This window comes from Nocardia sp. NPDC003726 (assembly GCF_053586955.1).
Map to the genome: position 1 here is coordinate 379,761 of NZ_JBSFNF010000004.1, position 15,432 is coordinate 395,192.

Annotated in this window: 12 protein-coding genes; 3 read left to right on the plus strand and 9 right to left on the minus strand. The window is 68.8% G+C overall.

All coding sequences use genetic code 11. The features are described 5' to 3' along the window. Positions 1-26: 26 nt before the first annotated feature. The 5 genes from ACWDMM_RS08120 to ACWDMM_RS08140 all read right to left on the minus strand — a co-directional run bounded on the left by ACWDMM_RS08120 (position 27) and on the right by ACWDMM_RS08140 (position 5,855). Entirely contained in the window at positions 27-1,193 is a 1,167-nt protein-coding gene (locus ACWDMM_RS08120; RefSeq protein ID WP_357112751.1) for a pyridoxal phosphate-dependent aminotransferase, read from the minus strand. Between the two features lie 71 nt (positions 1,194-1,264). After that, positions 1,265-2,176, minus strand: coding sequence for a sigma-70 family RNA polymerase sigma factor (locus tag ACWDMM_RS08125; RefSeq protein ID WP_357112748.1), 912 nt, complete (start codon positions 2,174-2,176; stop codon positions 1,265-1,267). Positions 2,177-2,745: 569 nt separating this feature from the next. Beyond that, on the minus strand, positions 2,746-3,837 hold the full coding sequence (locus tag ACWDMM_RS08130) for a 3-deoxy-7-phosphoheptulonate synthase (RefSeq protein ID WP_195078215.1): 1,092 nt from the start codon (positions 3,835-3,837) through the stop codon (positions 2,746-2,748). Between the two features lie 553 nt (positions 3,838-4,390). Next, complete coding sequence (locus ACWDMM_RS08135; RefSeq protein ID WP_357113026.1) at positions 4,391-4,861, minus strand: carboxymuconolactone decarboxylase family protein; 471 nt, start codon at positions 4,859-4,861, stop codon at positions 4,391-4,393. 115 nt (positions 4,862-4,976) lie between these two features. After that, complete coding sequence (locus ACWDMM_RS08140; RefSeq protein ID WP_195078213.1) at positions 4,977-5,855, minus strand: oxidoreductase; 879 nt, start codon at positions 5,853-5,855, stop codon at positions 4,977-4,979. A 121-nt stretch (positions 5,856-5,976) separates the two neighbouring features. Here ACWDMM_RS08140 and ACWDMM_RS08145 point away from each other — a divergent pair, with 121 nt between their 5' ends. Continuing rightward, the gene (locus tag ACWDMM_RS08145; protein ID WP_357113022.1) at positions 5,977-7,593 is read left to right on the plus strand and encodes a (2,3-dihydroxybenzoyl)adenylate synthase; all 1,617 of its coding nucleotides are present in this window, start codon (positions 5,977-5,979) and stop codon (positions 7,591-7,593) included. Positions 7,594-7,641: 48 nt separating this feature from the next. On the opposite strand, the gene nbtS is transcribed toward ACWDMM_RS08145, so the two are convergent. After that, positions 7,642-8,952, minus strand: a complete 1,311-nt coding sequence (gene nbtS, locus ACWDMM_RS08150) for a nocobactin biosynthesis salicylate synthase NbtS (RefSeq protein WP_195078211.1) — start codon at positions 8,950-8,952, stop codon at positions 7,642-7,644. 265 nt (positions 8,953-9,217) lie between these two features. Here nbtS and ACWDMM_RS08155 point away from each other — a divergent pair, with 265 nt between their 5' ends. Both ACWDMM_RS08155 and ACWDMM_RS08160 read left to right on the plus strand, forming a co-directional pair. After that, positions 9,218-11,686, plus strand: a complete 2,469-nt coding sequence (locus tag ACWDMM_RS08155; protein WP_195078210.1) for a glycerol-3-phosphate 1-O-acyltransferase — start codon at positions 9,218-9,220, stop codon at positions 11,684-11,686. Then, complete coding sequence (locus tag ACWDMM_RS08160) at positions 11,683-13,095, plus strand: HAD-IB family hydrolase (RefSeq protein ID WP_195078209.1); 1,413 nt, start codon at positions 11,683-11,685, stop codon at positions 13,093-13,095. The genes ACWDMM_RS08155 and ACWDMM_RS08160 overlap by 4 nt, the downstream gene beginning before the upstream one ends. 64 nt (positions 13,096-13,159) lie before the next feature. On the opposite strand, the gene ACWDMM_RS08165 is transcribed toward ACWDMM_RS08160, so the two are convergent. The 3 genes from ACWDMM_RS08165 to ACWDMM_RS08175 all read right to left on the minus strand — a co-directional run bounded on the left by ACWDMM_RS08165 (position 13,160) and on the right by ACWDMM_RS08175 (position 15,029). Next, positions 13,160-13,879, minus strand: coding sequence for a polyprenol monophosphomannose synthase (locus tag ACWDMM_RS08165; RefSeq protein WP_449936656.1), 720 nt, complete (start codon positions 13,877-13,879; stop codon positions 13,160-13,162). 212 nt (positions 13,880-14,091) lie between these two features. Beyond that, positions 14,092-14,274 (minus strand): hypothetical protein, encoded by a 183-nt coding sequence (locus ACWDMM_RS08170; protein ID WP_195085694.1) that lies wholly within the window; start codon positions 14,272-14,274, stop codon positions 14,092-14,094. A gap of 74 nt (positions 14,275-14,348) precedes the next feature. Further along, the gene (locus tag ACWDMM_RS08175) at positions 14,349-15,029 is read right to left on the minus strand and encodes a GAP family protein (protein WP_449936659.1); all 681 of its coding nucleotides are present in this window, start codon (positions 15,027-15,029) and stop codon (positions 14,349-14,351) included. Positions 15,030-15,432 lie beyond the last annotated feature (403 nt).

The following is a 15,432-nucleotide window of genomic DNA, read 5'->3' on the forward strand; positions in this document are numbered from 1 at the left end:
CTGACAGTTCACGGCAAGGTTCGGAATCAACCGAGCCGCAACCGGCGGACCCCTTCGTCCAGCGTCTCGTCACGCTTGCAGAAGGTGAACCGCACCAGATGACTCCAGGTGGCGGTGTCGTCGGCGAACGCGGTGACCGGCACCGCCGCCACACCGAGCCGCTTCGGCAGCTCACGGCAGAACGTCAGGCCGTCGGCGGCGCCGAGCGGGGTGATATCGGCGACGACGAAGTAGCCGCCCGCGCTCGGATACACCCGCATTCCGGTGTCGGCGAGCGCGGCGGAGAGGCGAAGACGCTTCTGCGACAATGCCTCCCGCAGCCTGCCCACCCACTCCAGCTCGTGGTTGATCGCGTGTGCCACGGCGGGCTGGAACGGCCCGCCCGCCACGAAGGTCAGGAATTGCTTGGCCGCGAGCACCCCCTCGATCAGGTCGGCGGGTCCGCAGGCCCACCCCGTCTTCCACCCGGTGACGCTGAAGGTCTTGGCCGCGCTGGACACCACGATGGTGCGCTCGGCCATTCCCGGCAGAGTGGCCAGGCTGATGTGCTCGACGCCGTCGTAGACCAAGTGCTCGTAGACCTCGTCGGTGAGCACCAGAATGTCGTGCTCACAAGCGATCTCGGCGATCGCGAGCAAGTCGGAGCGCCCCAGCACGGTGCCGGTGGGGTTGTGCGGCGAGTTGACGATGAGCATCCGGGTCGCCGGGGTGATGGCCGCACGCAGACTGTCCAAGTCCAGCACGAAACGATCCCCGTCGGCCACCAGACGCGCCGTGCGCCGCCGTGCGCCCGCCAGCGCCACGGCCGCGGCGTAGGAGTCGTAGTACGGCTCGATCACCACGACCTCTTCGCCCGGCTCCACCAAGCCGAGCACCGCGGCACTGATCGCCTCTGTCGCGCCCACCGTCACCAGGACCTGCGAGTCGGGGTCGTAGTCGGTCCCGTAGCGCCGGGCCCGGTCGTCGGCCACGGCTCGGCGCAGCACCGGCATGCCGCGGCCCGGCGGGTACTGGTTGAGCCCGTCGGCGATGGCGCGGCGCGCCACTTCCAGCATGCTCGCGGGACCGTCGGTGTCCGGGAACCCCTGCCCCAGGTTGACCGCGTCGTGCCGAACGGCGAGTTCGGTCATCTCGGCGAAGATGGTGGACGCGAAGGGGCGCAGACGGGCGACGATCGGATCTCGCGAGGGCATAACCGGAGACTAGTCCAGCTACCCGGCACCGCATCCAGACAGCTGGCAGCTACGCTCGGACCCGGCGGGGCTCAGCCCAGCCGGATGCCGGTCAGCTTGGCCGGATTCGCCACATCGTAAGTGCCCCAGACCAATCCGTCCCGAACGGTGAAGCCGACGACCCGCCTGGGATAGCCGACCCGGCCTTCCCCCGCCGGACGCGCCGCGACCTCGAGACCCAGTTGCCCGTTCACCGAGACGAACGAATACACCTGTTCGGCGTCCTCCAGCCCGTACTTGCGCACCAGGCCCAAGTAGAAACGGGCGATGCGATCCGCGCCGTGCAGGACGTTGATCGCGGTGGCTGTGGTGCCGTTGGCATCGCCGATCATCACCGCGTCCGGATGCAGCGCCGCGGTGACGGCGGCCACGTCACCGGTGCTCAGCGCGACGAGGAAGCGCTGCACGGCGGCCTCGTGTTCGGTGTCCGGCACCGGCGGCGGCGTCTGGGCCACCGCCTTCCGTGCCCGCACGGCCAGCTGCCGCGCCGCGTCGGCGGAGACACCGAGGATGCCCGCGATCTCGTCGAACGGCACCGACAACCCGTCGTGCAGCACGAAGGCCACCCGCTGCGGCGGCGTCAAGGTGTCCAGCACGATCAGCGCCGCGAACCGGCACTCTTGCTTGCGCACCACGGCTTCCAGCGGGTCGGGAGCGCTCGACGGCGTGCGGCCGGTGACCACCGGTTCCGGCAGCCACTGGCCTACGTAACTCTCCCGCCGCGCCGCCGCGCTGCGCAAACGGTCCAGGCAGATCCGGGTCACCACCGTGGTCAGCCAAGCGCGCAGATCATCGATCTCGGACTGGTGCGCGCCCGCCAAGCGCAACCAGCTCTCCTGCACCGCGTCCTCGGCATCGCCGACGCTGCCCGTCAGTCGATAGGCGACCGAGAGCAGATGCGCCCGATGTGACTCGAACAGGTCGGAAAGCAGCGCGGCAACCATCGAGGGGAAGTCTACGGTCCGGTTTCCCGGCCTCCCCCGCGGCACGGCGGCATGCGCCGGACGAACCGGATGATCCACCGGCCCATCCCGTGGCAGCATGGCTCGATGAACCACCACGTGCTGTCGAACTGAACCATCTGGCTGTCGCCTCCGACGGCCGACGATGTCGACACCATCACCGAGTGCTGCCAGGACCCGGCCATCGCGGAATGGGTGACCATCCCGGTGCCTTACGTCCGGGACAGCGCCGTGACCTTCCTCGAGAGATGGTCGTTCCGGGATGGGCGGCGCAGCCCGACCTGGGCGGTGCGGTCGCACGCCCGGACGCCGCCGCGACCACTGGCTCGCCGCCCGCCTGCGCACCGACCCGCCCGGTCCGTCGAACGAGTGGCCCGCCGCATTGCTCAGCGGACACACACCGAGCATTCGGGCATCCGGCATGTCCTGAACCAGACCTGCCGTGCACCGACCTCACCACGGCGAACTCTGCGTGACCCCGGTGCGGCGGCGGCTCGTGTCCGGGCGGACGAAACCCGCGCTTCGTCCACTCGGGCACGAGCCGCACCGGTTCAGCGCTCGCGGCGCTGCCGCACCGCGTCGGCGAGGCGGTCCAGCTGCGCGGCGGTGGTTTCCCAATCCAGGCAGGCGTCGGTGATCGACTGGCCGTAGGTGAGTTCGTCGGCGTGGCCGAGGGTGAGGTCCTGGCGTCCCGCCACCAGGAAGCTTTCCAGCATGACGCCGACGACACTCGACTCGCCCGCGGCCAGCCGCCGCGCGATGTCGGTGACCACGTCGACCTGCTTGTTGTGGTCCTTGTTGCTGTTGCCGTGGCTGGCGTCCACCACGATCCGCTGCGGCAGCGACGCCTTCTCCAGCCGCAGGCAGGCCTCCGCGACCGAAGCCGCGTCGTAGTTCGGCCCCGCGCTGCCGCCGCGCAGGATCACGTGGCAGTCCGGGTTGCCGGTGGTGCGGATGAGCGCGGAGCGACCGTCCAGATCGGTGCCGGGGAACACGTGGCTGGCCGCCGCGGCGCGCACGCCGTCCACCGCCACCTGGACGTCCCCGTCGGTGCCGTTCTTGATCCCCACCGGCATCGACAGCGCGCTGCTGAGCTGCCGGTGCACCTGGCTGGCCGCGGTGCGCGCGCCGATCGCCCCGTAGGACACCAGATCCGCGATGTACTGCGGCGTAATCGGATCGAGGAACTCACAGGCCACCGGAAGACCGAGGGCGGTGATGTCGGCCAGCAGCTTGCGCCCGAAGCCCAATCCGGTGTTGACGTCGAACGATCCGTCCAGGTGCGGGTCGTTGATCAGGCCCTTCCAACCCAGGCTGGTGCGCGGCTTCTCGAAGTAGACCCGCATCACCACGTGCAGCCGGTCATCGAGTTCCGCCGCCTTCGCCGCCAGGCGGCGCGCGTAGTCCAGCGCGGCGGCGGGGTCGTGCACCGAGCACGGGCCGACGATCACCATCAGGCGATCATCGGCGCCGTCGAGCACGTCGACGGTGGCTTTGCGTCCCGCACGGACGGTGTCGGCGAGGGCATCGGTGATCGGATGCACCCGGCGCACCTCCGCGGGCGAGCGCAGCGGGCTCACGTTGAGGGTGCGTTGATCGTCCAGATCGGAATGCCGTGCGTCGACGTCGGCAGCGGTTGTCATGTCGTGGGTTCCTTTTCTCGGGGCCGACCCACGGATGCGAATCCCGTCGAGCCGGTCCATCGTCCGGCTCGGGGTGGAAGTTCGTCAGCGCACGCGGTTGCCGCAGACCAGCCCACCCAGGGCCGGCTTGCTAAACCAGAAATACACGCGCTGCACGTCAGGCACAGTACCAGTCCGCAACCGATCGGTGAACTGTGTTCTGTGTCATTGGCCGCGACTTCGTCGCGGCGTGTTCGCGGCCCTCTTGTGGCTCGCGTTCGAGCGACCGCCGCTTGCTCCTTCGTCGCGTACGCGGCGGCCACTCGAACGCGAGCCGGGCCGCGAACGGAACAGGCTCGGTCTCGCTTCGCTCGAAACCGGGAGCTGAGCCGGCGGTGGTTGCGTCTGAAAGTACTGCGGCGCAACGGTCCCGGCGTTCGAGGGATCGCCTGCTCGGGCACCACTGTTGGTCTTTCGCTCAGTCGAACGCCGACTGGTCGACGGCTCGGCTCATCCCCACGGTCTGAGCAAGTATCACCCCGCCGGAGTGCGGGCGATGCCATGTGGTCCGGATTCACCCCCACTGGCCGGGGACGTAGCTGCCCGCGGGGGTGCGGGCGATGACGTTCATCCGGTTCCAGGCGTTGATCATCGCGATGGCGGCGATGAGGGCGGCGATCTGGTCGTCGTTGTAATGCTTGCGCACCTCCTGCCAGACCGCGTCGCTGACCGCGCGTCCGTCGCCGATCCGGGTCGCCTCCTCGGTGAGCGCCAGTGCGGCGCGCTCGGCTTCGGTGAAGACGGTGGCCTCATGCCAGGCGGCGATCAGGTTGAGCCGCACCGAGGTTTCGCCCGCGTGCGCGGCGTCCTTGGTGTGCATGTCGGTGCAGTAACCGCAGCCGTTGATCTGGCTGGCGCGAATCTTCACCAACTCGTAGGTCGCCGCGTCCAGGGTGGAATCGTTGATCACCTTGGAGGCCGTGGTGAGCCGCTTGATGAAGCTGGCGCCGACCGGGTTGCCGAAGAGTTCGAAGCGCTGTTCCATGATGTCCCGTCCTTGTCGTTCCCTGTGGGTTCATCAAGAGGACGACGTGGAAACACGGAGTGTGACAACGCCTTATGAGACGTGAGTCACATCAACGCTTGCGGGTGGACGGCGTTCATTTCGCGAAGTCGTAAGTGACCCCGGTCAGCTTCTCCGACAGCTCCCACAAATCGGCCGCGACCTTCTCGTCCCTGGACGCCTTCGACGATCCGGACGGGCCGGGATATCCCCGCATGCCACCGAGTCCGGTCGGGCCGTAGTAGCCGCCCGGCTGGACGTCGGTGGTCGCGGCGTACAGCGTCGGCAGCGCGCCCATCGCGGCGTTCTGCGCCAACACCCGGTTGCCCACCCACATCACCCGGTCGAGGAAGGTCTCGGTGTGCGACTGCAATTCGGTGGACGCGTAGCCGGGATGCGCGGCGACCGAGAGTTTCGCCGAGCCCGCCGCGGTCAGTCTGCGCTGCAGCTCGCGAGCGAACATCAGGTTGGCCAGTTTGGCCTGCCCGTAGGCGGCCCATCGCTGATACTTGCGCCGCTCCCAGTTGAGATCGTCCAGGTCGATCTTGCCGACTTGATGCGCACCGCTGGAGACGGTGACGATCCGGTCGGAGATCTTGTCCAGCAGCAGCCCGGTGAGCGCGAAGTGACCGAGATGATTTGTGCCGATCTGCTTTTCGAATCCGTCCGCGGTGCGTCCTTCGGGTACCGCCATCACACCAGCGTTGTTGATCAGCACGTCGGCCCCGTCGACGTTCTGGGCGAACGCGCGGACCGAGGCGAGATCGGCCAGGTCGAGTTCGCGCACCTGCGCCAGCTCGCCCAGTTCGGCGGCCACCCGCTCGCCTTTGGCGACGTTCCGGCAGGCGAGAACGACCTGGCCGCCCGCTGCGGCCAGCGCGCGCGCCGTCTCGGCTCCCAGGCCACTGTTGGCCCCCGTCACGATGAATCTACGACCGCTCTGGTCGGGGATGTTCGAGGTGTCCCACCTGGTCATGCGGAAAGTCTAGTGCGCGGCGGGACCCAGCGGCAGGTTCGAACACGCCCGGCACACACCACGTGAAGTAGGGTTGCCTAACCTACTTAGGGAACCCTTTGCTTGATTTGTGAGGCAGATCGTGACTTCCACACCCACCGAGTCCGCCCATCGCGACGGCTACGTACCTTTTCCCGCCGCAGTGGCCGCGGAGTACCGGGCCGCAGGGTACTGGGCCGGGCGCCCGCTCGGAGATCTTCTGCGCGCGAGCGCGCTCCGGCAGCCCCACCGTCCCGCGCTGCTCGACGCGGAGGGCGCGCGCAGTTACGCCGAGGTCGACGCCGCCGCGGACCGGATGGCCCACGGGCTGCTCGCGCTCGGTATCGCTCCCGGCGACCGCGTGGTGGTGCAGTTGCCCAATGTGCCCGAGTTCCTGACCGTGTTGTTCGGCCTGCTCCGCGCCGGGATCATTCCCGTGTTGAGCCTGCCCGCGCATCGCCGCGCCGAAATCGAGCATCTGGCGCGGCTTTCCGACGCGGTCGGCTATATCGTCGCCGACCGGATGGCCGACTTCGACTATCGCGAGCTGGCTTCGACCGTGCGGGACGCGGTGCCGTCGTTGCGCCACGTCCTCGTGCTCGGCGATCCAGGGCCGTTCACCACCCTTGCCTCGGTGCCGCGCGACGGCGGCGAGCTGCCCGAGATCGATCCGGGCGACATCGCCCTGATGCTGGTGTCCGGCGGCACCACCGGCCTGCCGAAGCTCATCGCGCGCACGCACGACGACTACGTCTACAACGCCACCGCCAGCGCCGAAGTGTGCGCGCTGACCGAACAGGACGTCTATCTCGCGACGCTGCCCGCCGCCCACAACTTCCCGCTGGCCTGCCCCGGCATCTTCGGCGCCATCGGGGTGGGCGGCGCGGTCGCCTTCGTCGCCGACCCGAGCCCGGAGAGCGCGTTCGCGGCGATCGAGCGGCACCGGGTCACGGTCACCGCCGTCGTGCCGCCGCTGGCCCAACTCTGGTGCGCGGCCACCGAATGGGAAGAGGCCGACCTGAGTTCGCTGCGACTGCTCCAAGTGGGCGGCGCACGACTGGCGGAGGTCAACGCGAAAGAGGTGACCCCGGCGCTTGGCGCGACCCTGCAGCAGGTGTTCGGCATGGCGGAGGGCCTGATCAACTACACCCGGCTGGACGATCCGGCCGAGCTGCTGCACACCACCCAGGGCCGACCGCTCTCGCCCGCCGACGAGATCCGCGTGGTGGACGGTGACGGCAACGACGTGGCCCCCGGCGCGGAGGGCGAGTTGCTGACCAGGGGGCCGTACACCATCCGCGGCTACTACCGCGCACCCGAACACAATGCGCGCGCCTTCACCCCGGACGGCTTCTACCGCAGCGGCGATCTGGTCCGCCGCCTGCCCAGCGGGCATCTCGTGGTGTCCGGCCGGATCAAAGACGTGATCAACCGCGGCGGCGAGAACGTCTCCTGCGACGAACTCGAGGAACACCTGCTCGCCCATCCCGCGGTCCGGCATGCCGCCGCGGTCGGGCTGCCCGACGCGGCGCTGGGCGAGAAGGTTTGCGCCGTCCTGGTCGTGGACGGTGAGATGCCGACCCTGGCCGAGCTCAAGTCCTTCCTCGCCGCGCGTGGCCTGGCCACCTACAAGTTGCCCGACGTGCTGCGTCGCAGCGACAAGCTGCCGATCACCGCGGTCGGCAAGATCGACAAGAAGGCGCTGCGCGCAGAACTGTAGCGCCGGTGGGAAACGGGCAGCGCACCGTCGGTGCGCTGCCCGTGCGACTCAGGCTTTGACGACGTAGGGCGCGATGCTGCCCAGCTTCTCGCAGGTCTCTTCGAACTCCCGCTCCGGGCGGGACTGGCCGACGATACCCGCGCCCGCGCGCAGCCAGGCGCCCTCGGCGTTCTGATAGACCGCGCGCAGCACCAGGGTCGCCTCCAGCGCGCCGGTGGGCGAAACGGTCACGACCGCACCGGAATACAACCCGCGGGGGTCGTGATCGAGCCGGAACACCGAGTCGACGCCTTCCCGCTTGGGAATTCCCGAAGCGGTCACCGAGGGGAACAGCACCTCCAACGCATCCCAGCTGGACCGGTCGGCGGCCAGCCTGCCGCGCACCGTCGACGCCAGGTGCTGCACGCTGCCCCGCTCACGCACGGCCATGAAATCCGATACCGCCGGTGTGCCGGGATCGGCGACAGCCGCGATCTCCGAGAAAGAGGTCTGCACCGAGATCGCGTGTTCCACGATCTCTTTCGGGTCGGTGATCAAGTCGGCCCTGGCGGCGAGATCGGCCGCGGCGCCGCGACCGAACGCGCGGGTGCCGGCCAAGGGCTCGGTGGTCACCACCCGGTCGTCGTCCACGGAGGCGACCAGCTCCGGACTGAAGCCCGCCGCCTCCAGGCCGCCGAGCCGCAGCAGGAACGACCGCGCCGGAGTGTTGTGCGCCCGCCCGAGCCGATAGGTGGCCGGAATGTCGACGGCGAATGGCAGCTCCACTTTCCTGGACAGGATGACCTTCTGATAGCGCCCGGCCCGGATCTCGCCGACCGCCTCGGCCACCCGGTCGCGGTAGCCGGTGGGATCGATGCGGATGTCGGCCGGATGCGCCTGCGGCAGTTCGGTGTTCTGCGACTGCGCGATCAGATCGTGGATGTCGCCGGTCTCCGACGGCGTCGCACCCGATACCCGGATGCCGAACGCGCCCACCCTGACCTCGATACGCGGAACCATCAGGTGCGCCAGAGTCGTGCGCGGGTCGAGATGCCGGGTGGCGTCCAGCGCCCACGCGCAGAACTCGAATCCGATCCAGCCGTAGGCGTTGCGTCCGTCCAGGGGCAGCGCGCCGAGCGCGCGGTCGATCACTCCCGCCGGATTGCCTTCCCATCGGCTGGTCGTGGTCTCGCCTTCCCAAGCGACGCGCAGCTCCCGCACGTCCAGTTCGACACTGCCGATCGGATCGGCGGCGAACACCCACTCCCCCGGACGCTCGTACATCACGTACTCGCCGAACCGATCCGCCCCCGCCAGCCGGGACATCGCTGCCGCCGGATCGGTCACATACTCAACCCGCAGGCGTTCCGTGGTCGACAACGATCCTCCAAAGGTTACCCTGGCCTAACTCAGTGGAGGTAAGGTTAGCATTACCTCTTTCGCAGTGCGGGTGTGCTCGCGGCCACAAATCCGACGTCCGGGAATCGCTCGGCACGGAATGGCCCGCGCCCCGCAAGCACTTTCGCCCACGCGGGCGCCGCTGGTCAGGCTCAGCCCCGCGAACTCGCCGCGCCGTCTGCCTGCGCGGAATAGACCCGCCGGGATTGAATAGTGGAGAGCGTCACCTGCGGAGGGAAGAACATCGATGATCGATCACCGCGGCGATTCACCCGCGACAACCCGGCCCGGGACCGCACCGCGATCGGTGGTGGCCCTGATCGACGCCGCGTCGGGGGTGGAACGCGAACTCGTCGGCAAGTGGCTCGCCGACGGCGGGATCAGCGCCGAGTTCGGTACCGACGCGCCGGTCACCCAGCTCGATCTGGACGCGGGCGCCGTCGCCGCACAGCTGGTCGGCAGGCGCGACGATCCGCTGGTGGTGCCGATCCGCGTGCTGTGGCTGCCGCCGGAACGCGACGGCGTACGCCGCGTCACCTTCGCCGATCTCGCCCTGCTGACCAACCCGCGCAAACCCCATCGGCTCGCACAGCGCAGGCTGGTCTCCAAGTCACCGGACCGGCACGTCGTGCTCACCGGCGCACCGGCCCGGTTGAGCGAGCTGCGCGTGAACAACCCGGAGGCGTCGACGCTCTACGACAAGGGCACCGCCGAACCGTTCGCCCGCGCCATCGTGCGCGCGGCGGTGGTGGCGCTGGAACGCGCCGAGCGCACCATCATCGGCGACCGGTACAAAGTGCCGAAGCTGGTCACGGAGGAGATCCTCGACGCGCCCGACTTCCTGCGCAGGCTGGAGTTGATCGCCGATCAGATCGGCGCCAGCCCGCACGAGGTGTACCGGCGCGCGGAGAAAGCGCTCAACGAACTGGTCGCGGCCCAGAGCCGACTGATCTCCGATCTGTTCACCCAGGCCATGCGCCCGGTGCACGCCTCGACCTGGAACGTGGACTCCGACGATTCCGGTCTGGCCGGGTTGCGCGACCTCAATCGCCGCTTCCCGCTGGTGTTCCTGCCTTCGCACCGCTCGTACGTCGACGCGTTCGTGCTGGGAGACGTGCTGGCGCGCAACGACTTTCCCCCGAACCACGTGATCGGCGGCGCGAACCTCGGCTTCTGGCCGATGGGCCCGATCGCCCGGCGCACCGGAACGGTGTTCATCCGGCGCAGCTTCGGCGACGACGAGGTCTACAAGGCCGTCGTCGAGGAGTACTTCGCCTACCTGCTGGCCAAGCGCTTCAACCTGGAGTGGTACTTCGAGGGCGGCCGCACCCGCACCGGCAAGTTGCGGCCACCGCGCTACGGCTTGCTGAACTACCTCGCAGCGGCGGTCCGATCCAACCGCATCGACGACGTCATGCTGGTTCCGGTCTCGATCACCTACGAACGGCTCAACGAACTCGGCGCCATCGCCACCGAGCAGGAGGGCGGCAAGAAGAAACCGGAGGGCCTGACCTGGCTGGCGCGTTATATCCGCAGCCAGCAGCACTCCGCCGGGCACGTGTACGTCCGCTTCGGTGAACCGCTCTCGGCGCGCGATCGGCTCGCCGCGCACGGCGACCCGCTCACCACTCCGCCGCTGACCATCCCGCTGCATCACACCGAGCCGATTCCGGCGCCGCGCACGGAGGCGGGAGTGGTCGACAGCGAACCGCCGGAAATCGCCGAACTGGAACGAAGGGCCGTGCAGCGGCTGGCGTTCGAAGTGGCGGTCGGCATCAACGCGGTCACCCCGATCACGGTCAACGCGCTGGTCACCCTCGCGCTGCTCGGCGTGGACGGACGCGCCCTCACCCTCGGCGAAGTGCGCACGGTGCTCAATCCGGTGCTCGGCTACATCGACAAACGCGAGCTGCCGGGTGGCGAACTCGAGGCGCTGCGCGACGAACAGGGCTTGGCCGTGGTGCTGGAACAGCTTTCGCTCGCCCGGGTGGTCACGGTGTATCGCGGCGGGGTCGAGCCGGTGTACTCGATCGAGTCGGGTGCGCATCTGGAGGCCGCCTTCTATCGCAACAGCGCGGTGCACTGGTTCGTCAACCGGGCGATCCTCGAGCTGGCGATTCTGGCCGCGGTCGACAGCGGCGACGCCGACGCCCTGAAAACCGGCTGGGACGAGGCGTTCCGGTTGCGCGACCTGCTGAAGTTCGAGTTCTTCTTCCCCGAGCGCGGCGAATTCGCCGATCAGATGGTCGCGGAGGTGCTGCTGGTCGATCCGGACTGGTACAGCCACACCCGCCGCGACACCTACGGCTCGGACATCCTGGCGAAGCTCACCGCCTCCGGCTTCACCATGGCCCACCGCGTGCTGCGGTCGTTCGTGGACGCGCAGCTGGTGGTGGCCGAACGGCTGGCCGCCCAGGACGCGGGCGAGGAGATCGACCGCAAGGAGTTCATCACCGAGTGCGTAGCGGTCGGTAAGCAGATGCTGCTGCAGAAGCGGCTGCACAGCCCGGAGTCGGTTTCCACCGAGCTGTTCACCAGCGCGCTCAAGCTCGCCGACAACTACGGCTTGCTGGAGACGGTGTCCGACGATGAGCCCGACCAGCGCCGCGCCGAGCTGAGCGAGCGGAGGAACGAGTTCGCCGAGCGTCTGCGCGTCATCGGCGCCCGCATCGCGCAGGCCGCCGCGCTCGACCCGTCCAACCGGGAGGCGCGGTGACCGGCGCGCGCGCTGACCTCGACGCCGCGCTCGCCGCCATCCGCTCCGGTCCGCAAGGCCGCGCGGTCGCCGCGATCTTCGACTTCGGCGGCACGGTCATCGACGCCCCGAGACCGCGGCGCAGGTTGCGCCGCAAGCCCGCCGACGTGCTGCTCGACGGTATCCGCGACCACATGACCGACGGCGAATACAGCCGGTTCCTGCGCGAGTTGTCCGAGGCGCTGGCCGGACGTTCCGAACAGGAGCTGGACGAGCTGGGCAGGCGCCTGTTCCAGCGCTCCGTGTACGGGTACCTGCACCCCGAAGCGTGGGAGTTGATCCGGACGCACCAGGCGGCAGGGCACACCATCGTGCTGGTCAGCTCGCTGACCCGATTCCAGGTCGCACCCGCCGCGGCGCAGCTGGGTATCGAGCACGTGCTGTACACGCCCATGGCCACCAGCGGCGGCGTGCTCACCGGGCATCCCGATGGCAAGACGCTGTGGCGCAACGGCAAAGCCGAGGCGGTCACCGGGTTCGCCGCCGCGCACCAGCTGGATCTCGAGCGCAGCTACGCCTACGCCGACGCGATCGCCGACCTGCCCGTGCTGTCGCTGGTGGGGCGTCCGGTGGCGGTGAACGCCGACGAGGCGCTGACCGACGTCGCCGACCGGCAGCACTGGACCCGGCTGACCTTCCGTCCGCGCCGCCCGCCGCGCGCGAGCGATTACGTGCGCACCGCAGCCGGATTCGCCGGGCTGCTCGGGGGCGCGCTGTTCGGCGTCGCGTCGAAATCGCCGACGCGGGACCGCCAGCGGATGGCCGACGCGCTGATGGCCCACGCGGCGCGCAACACGCTGCGCATCGCCGGCGTGCACGTGCGGGTGACCGGCGCCGAGCACGCGCGATCACCGCGACCCGCGGTCTTCCTGTTCAACCACCAGAGTCAGTTCGACATCATCATCGTGCCCCAAGTGCTCGGCGGCGGCGTGACCGCGATCGGCAAGAAGGAGCTGACCAAGAATCCGGTCTTCGGACCGCTCATGCGCTTCGTCGGCGTGACGTTCATCGACCGTGCGAACACCGCGCAGGCCAGGGCGGCGCTGCGCCCGGTGGTGGAGACGCTGCGCGGCGGCCTGTCGGTCGCGGTGGCTCCGGAGGGCACTCGCTCCTACACGCCCGAGGTCGGACCGTTCAAGAAGGGCGCGTTCCACATCGCGATGCAGGCGGGGGTGCCGGTGATCCCGGTCGTCATCCGGAACGCGGGCGAGATCTGCTGGCGCAACGCGATGGTCGCCCGGCCGGGGACGGTCGACGTGGCGATACTCGACCCGATCGACGTCAGCGCATGGGACCCGCGCGATCTTGACGACAAAGTCGCGCAGGTCCGCCAGTTGTTCGTCGACACGCTCCTGGATTGGCCGCGCTGAACGGTTCGGGAGAGCCGTTGATCGGAGGCCCCGCTCCGCCCGGAGCGGGGCCGAGGGCCGTTACTCAGACCGCGCGGCCGAACAGCAGCTTCCACGGCATCAGCGCCGACTCGAGCTGCACCTTGAGGCTCATCTTCGACGCGCCGAGCGTCCGCTCCTCGAAACGGATCGGCACCTCGGCGATCGCGATCCCCTTCTTGATGGTCCGGTAGTTCATCTCGACCTGGAAGGAATACCCGTTGCTGCGGATGGAGGCCACTTCGATGGCCCGCAGGGTGTCGGCCTTCCACGCCTTGAAGCCCGCGGTGGCGTCCTTGACGCCCAGGCGCAGGATCAGGTTCACGTAGAAGTTGGCCCAAGCCGAGAGCGCCTTGCGGTACCACTTCCATTCGGCGGCGGTGGAGCCGCCGGGAACGTACCGCGAACCGAGCACGACGCCCGCGTCGGTGCTCGACAGCTTCTCCAGCATCGCCGGGATGACTTCGGCGGGGTGCGACAGGTCGGCGTCCATCTGGATCACGACGTCCGCGCCCTCGTCCAAGGCGCGCGTGATGCCGGCGACGTACGCCCGGCCGAGCCCGTCCTTCTCGGTGCGGTGCAGCACACCGACCACGTTCGGCAGTTCGGCGGCGAGTTTGTCGGCCACCTCGCCGGTGCCGTCCGGCGAGCTGTCGTCCACCACGAGTACGTGCAGGTCGGGCACCGGCAGCGCGGTCAGCCGCTCCACCGCAACCGGCAGATTCTCCCGCTCGTTGTAGGTCGGCACAACAACGGTAACCCTCAAGGGTCGCCCTCCCTGCTGATCCTGGTTTCCGCTCGCAGCCCACGCCAGGACCTCCGAGCATTCGTCGAGTTCTGGAGAACCGTACTCGATCCACCTGATCGCGACCTGAGCGGCCGCACCGGGCGCGACGACGCCCGAGCCCCCGACCTGCGGCTCAAGATCAACTTCACCGTCCCCGGGAAGGCGTTATTCCAGCCGTGCGGCCGGGGCTTTCAGTCCCCGTCCCGCCATGCCCGGTCCCGGGCGTCTTCCCGCGCGTTGCGCGCGTGCGCGATCTCGAGCGCGCGCTCGGCCGTCGCCTTGTCCGGGTACGGCCCCATCCGGTCGCGGAACCAGCACTGCCGCCCTTGCTCGGCCCGATTGTGCTTCAAGCAGTAATACCAGCGCTCAGCCATACCTCCAGCATCCCACCGAACCGCACGGCTCAATCGCTTTTCTCGTTCGCCCACCATTGCCCGGACGCCGCGATTCAGGGCCAAAGGCTTCGGTAATGGACGAGAGCGTCACACAGGAGAACCACACCGAAGATCGCGAACAGCACGCGCACCGAAGCAGGCCCGTACGAGCTGATAATGCGAACAATTTTTCGATACATCCGCCGTGCTCGGGTCGTGCGCCGCATCGCGAGGCCGAGTATCACCAGCGGCGGCAGCAATGCGAGCGCGCAATAAGCGACGACGATCAACGGCCACAACGCCGGTAGCGGATGCCGCGCGGAGATCATCGCGAGGCCGGCCAGATAGGGAACCGCCGTCGGCGCCTGCGCGATGCCGATCGCCACGCCGAGACCCGCGAGCACCCATGGCTGTCGTCGCAGTGCGGTCGCCCGCTCCGGGGCCGCCGGACCGCCCATTCGAATACTCGCGAGGGCGATCAGCACCACACCGGCGACGAGTTCTCCCCAATACCGCACCGCGGGGGTGACCCGGAAGTCGAACAGGTCGGTCAAGAAGCCGATCCCCAGGATTGTGCAGATGCCGAAAGCGGTGGTGACGGCGAAGACGCCCGCCAGCAAGCTCAAACCGCTCACCAGCGGCGAGCGACGGCTCACCCTGCTGTCGTAGACCACCGCCGTGGTGACGCCGATCAGCAGCAGGTCGAGCGAGTCGAGGAAGGCGAACCCCGCGAGCGCGAGGAGAAGGCTCCACATGGCCGCGCCAGCCTACCCGCGCCACCCGAGCGCCCACCCGAATCCGAGCACCCCTGCACCACTGTGTGATTCGCCACATCGGCACGAAGCAGCACCCCACAGCGACCGACACCACACAGATCAACAACCGTCGCCAAGACGGCCCCGACGAGGGAAACCGTCGAACGCGAGCCCAGTCGAGCCACGCGAAGCGCTTGCGGCAACCACCCATCAGACCCCGCCAAAGCGAGACAAAACAGGACCACACCCACCGAGGTAAGGCAACGCCCCGAACAACCCCACAGGCCGGAACCAAACCAGACGACACCTGTCGGCGGAACGTGAAAACTGATCACTGCGCGGCAACTCAAAATGGACCACCTGGTCGGTGACCCTGGCTGATATCCGAGCCAGGGAGGACCGA